Origin of the sequence: Mesorhizobium sp. M7A.F.Ca.US.002.01.1.1, assembly GCF_004022955.1 — a bacterium.
Taxonomy (GTDB): Bacteria; Pseudomonadota; Alphaproteobacteria; order Rhizobiales; family Rhizobiaceae; genus Mesorhizobium; species Mesorhizobium ciceri.
Genome location: NZ_RZQE01000543.1, coordinates 1 through 3,591, shown reverse-complemented (window position 1 = coordinate 3,591; position 3,591 = coordinate 1). Strand labels below are relative to the sequence as shown.

The window sequence follows — 3,591 nt, the reverse complement described above, 5'->3', positions numbered from 1 at the left end:
TCCCAGGACTGGCAGCCTCCCGATATCGCGCCAGCATTTTCGCATGTTGTATAAAAATTTTACGCGCGTCAATATTTAAAATGTTGTATAGCCCTTTGCGAAGGCGATCCGTTACTTCTGGGCGGATTCGGCAGACGGTGACCGCGTTGGGAGGTACGATCGAAAATGCACGGGATATCAACGACGAAACTCGGGATCGGCGTCATCGGATGCGGCAATATCTCGATGACCTATCTGCGCAATGCCGCTCTCTTCGGCGGCATCGAGTTGCGCGCCTGCGCCGATATCTCGGCCGACATGACGGCGCTGCGGGCGAAGGAATATGGCATACGGGCACTCGGCGTCGATGCACTGCTGGCCGATCCCGAGATCGATCTCGTCCTCAACCTGACCATTCCGGCGGCGCATTTCGACATTTCGTTTGCCGCCCTTTCGGCCGGCAAGCACGTCTTCACCGAAAAGCCGCTCGCCACCTCGGCGGCCGATGGACGGCGCCTGGTCGACGAGGCGCGGTCGCGCGGGCTGCTGCTCGGCTCGGCGCCCGACACCTTCCTTGGTGCAGCCGGACGCCGCGCCCGCCGGCTGATGGATGACGGCGCCATCGGCCGCCCGGTCACCGGCACCGCCTTCATGATGGGCCGCGGCATGGAGCACTGGCACCCCAACCCGCAGTTCTACTACCAGCCAGGCGGTGGCCCGGTGTTCGACATGGGCCCCTACTATCTGACCATGCTGGTCAATCTGCTCGGCCCGGTCGAACGCGTCATGGCGATGGCGACGCGCGGCCAGGAGGAGCGGCTGATCACTGCCGAAGGGCCATTCAAGAACACCACATTCAAGGTCGGCACGCCGACCAATGTGCTGTCGCTGCTGGAGTTCCGCTCCGGCGCAACCGTCACCTTCGGCGCCTCGTGGGATGTCTTTCGCCACTCCAACCATCCGATCGAACTGCACGGCACGGAAGGCTCGCTGCGCCTGCCCGACCCCGACACGTTCGGCGGCACCGTGTCGCTGTCGAAACGCGGCACCGACTGGAGGGATTTCGCCAGCGAAGGCGAACTCTATGGCGCCCGCAACTGGCCTTATGCGGCGCCCGATCGCGCCAATTACCGCATGCTCGGCGTCGCCGATCTGGTGCGCTCGCTTCAGACCGGCAACACGCCACGCGCCTCCGGCAATCTGGCGCTGCATGTACTGGAGATCATGGAGGCTATCCTGCGCTCCGGTGAAACACAGGGCTCGGTCGCCATCGCGGGCGATGTCGTCCAGCCGGCCCTGCTGACCGAGGAAGAGGCGAGCGATCTGCTGGCCTGAGGGTATGATCATGACGCTCGATCCGGATGCGCTGCGCGTCCTCGACATGGCTCGTGCAGCCGGCGGCAAGCCATTCGAGACCGGCAGCGTGGCGGCGGCGCGAGCTGCCTACAACGCCTCGTTCCCGACGCTGCAAGGTGAGCATGAGCCGGTCGCGACGACCTTTGAACAGCAGATCGACGGGCCGAACGGCCCCATCACTGTCCGCATCCATCGCGGCATCGACGCACTGCCGAGCGGGGCGCCGGCGCTGCTCTATCTGCATGGCGGCGGCTGGGTCATCGGCAATCTCGATTCACATGACGAGATCTGCCGCCTGATGGCCAATCTCGGCAACGCCGTCATTGTCTGCCCCGACTATCGCCTGGCCCCGGAGCACAAATTTCCCGCCGGGCTCGAGGATTGCCTGGCGACACTTCGCTTCATGGCCGAGAATGCCGTCGATCTGGGCATCGACAAGGTGCGCATTGGTGTTGCCGGCGACAGCGCCGGCGGCAATCTTGCCGCAGTGCTGGCGCTGCTCGCACGCGATGGGCTCGCTCCACCACTTGCGACGCAGATCCTGATCTATCCCAACACCGACGCGCGGCAGACATCGGACAGCTACCGGCGTTTCGGCGACGGCTTCGGCCTTACCGCGACGACCATGGCATGGTTCCGCGACCATTATGTGCGAACGCCCGACGATATCATGGACTGGCGCGTCTCGCCCTTGCTGGCGCCTGATCTTGCCGGCGTCGCGCCGGCATTCGTGGGGCTTGCCGGCTGTGACATCCTGGCCGACGAAGGGGCAGCCTATGCGGCGTGCCTGCAGGCCGCGGGCGTGTCTGTGATCCTGCGGCAATGGCCGGGCCAGATCCATGGCTTCGTCTCGATGGGACGCCATATTCCCGCCGCCCGGCAAGCGGTGGTCGAGGCGGTGACGGCCTGGCGCCACTTCGAGGGATCGACGTCGACCGGTTAGGCCGACTGACGCATCACCAGGGTGGCACCGAGCTTGACGGTGCGCGCCATGCCCTGCTTCGGCGGATCGGCCTCGTCCAGCAGGGCCAGCAGGATCTCGACGCTGCGGCCGGCCATGGCGGTGAAATCCTGCGCCATGGTGGTCAGCGCCGGACAGGTGTAGCGGCTCAGCGGATGGTCGTCGTGGGCGGCAACGCGCAGATCGCAATCGGGCCTGCGGCCGACCTTCAGGCCGCGCGAGTACGCGGCCGCCATTACGCCAAAGGCGAGACGATCGTTGGCGCACAGGATGGTGCGGCCAGGCAAGGTCCCGGCCTCCAGCATTTTTTCCGTCTGCTCGTAGCCGATGCGTTCGAAGTCCCAGGTGTAATCGCGCGCGGCCTCGATGACGGCCGGCTTGAAGCCGGCGGTCTCCATCGCGACGATGTAGCTCTCCTGGCGTTCGCCGGAGTTGTGGTTGACATGTGGGATGTCGAGATAGACCGGCGGTTCGCCCGAGCGACAGAGATAGTCGACGATGGTCGACACGCTCTGCCGGTTGTCGTTGCCGACGAACGGCGTATCGCCCTCGATATAGGTGTCGAAATAGACGATCGGAATGTCCTGCCCGAGCTTGTCGAAGACGCTGCGGTCGGAGGCCAGGCCGAGCGGGGCGATGATCGCGCCAGCCACCTTCAGCGACAGCAGCGTCCTGACCGACTCCGCTTCCAGCTTCGGCGAGCCATGCGAGGAGATGACGATCGGCCAGTAGCCTTCGTCGCGGCAACGAAATTCGATGCGGCTGACCATCTCGGCGTAGAAAGGATCGGTGATCGTCGGCACGACGATGCCGATGTTGCGGGTGCGCTTGCGGTTGAGATTGCGGGCGAAAAGGTTCGGCTGATAGTCCGAGGAACGCAGGGCGGCTTCGATGCGCGCCCGCGTCGCCGGCTTCACGCTCGCCGGATCGTCGAAATATTTGGACAGCGTCGGGCGCGACACGCCGCATGCCTGGGCGAAGTCGTCCATCGTGCGGTGCGTCTTCTCCGCCATCGATATGTTCCTGATCCCCTGCCAACGATCGGCCCCGCCCACAGTCATGCGGCCGTTGACCGGATGCGACAATGCTCGACGGAACTTATTCAGTCAATTTTCACAGTTCCCATTAGAATGCAAAAAGATTGCGTGCGTCAAATTATTTGTTAACGCTTTAAACCTGATGGCGTCAGTTCGACGAGGATAGGCTGCAGAAGCTTGCCGCTCAGCCCTCGGCTACGGGCCTGCTTGCCAAATGTCGCCATGCCGCCCATACACGGCTTGGAAATCACCCCACCC

The 3,591-nt window shown here is 64.1% G+C and carries 3 protein-coding genes; 2 read left to right on the top strand and 1 reads right to left on the bottom strand.

Annotated features, from left to right (window positions below; translation table 11 throughout):
* The first annotated feature begins 165 nt into the window (after positions 1–165).
* Entirely contained in the window at positions 166–1,314 is a 1,149-nt protein-coding gene (locus EN932_RS31510; protein ID WP_013532953.1) for a Gfo/Idh/MocA family oxidoreductase, read from the top strand.
* Positions 1,315–1,324: 10 nt separating this feature from the next.
* On the top strand, positions 1,325–2,278 hold the full coding sequence (locus EN932_RS31505) for an alpha/beta hydrolase (RefSeq protein WP_127370402.1): 954 nt from the start codon (positions 1,325–1,327) through the stop codon (positions 2,276–2,278).
* Here EN932_RS31505 and EN932_RS31500 read toward each other — a convergent pair.
* A complete protein-coding gene (locus EN932_RS31500) occupies positions 2,275–3,309 on the bottom strand; it encodes a LacI family DNA-binding transcriptional regulator (protein WP_063173610.1) in 1,035 nt (344 codons plus the stop codon). The two genes, EN932_RS31505 and EN932_RS31500, sit on opposite strands and share 4 nt — an antisense overlap.
* Between the last annotated feature and the right edge of the window lie 282 nt (positions 3,310–3,591).

Bases quoted from the DNA above. Each gene is read 5' to 3' on its own strand.
- EN932_RS31510 (WP_013532953.1), top strand. From the start codon at position 166: ATGCACGGGATATCAACGACGAAACTCGGGATCGGCGTCATCGGATGC.
- EN932_RS31505 (WP_127370402.1), top strand. From the start codon at position 1,325: ATGACGCTCGATCCGGATGCGCTGCGCGTCCTCGACATGGCTCGTGCA.
- EN932_RS31500 (WP_063173610.1), bottom strand. From the start codon at position 3,309: ATGGCGGAGAAGACGCACCGCACGATGGACGACTTCGCCCAGGCATGC.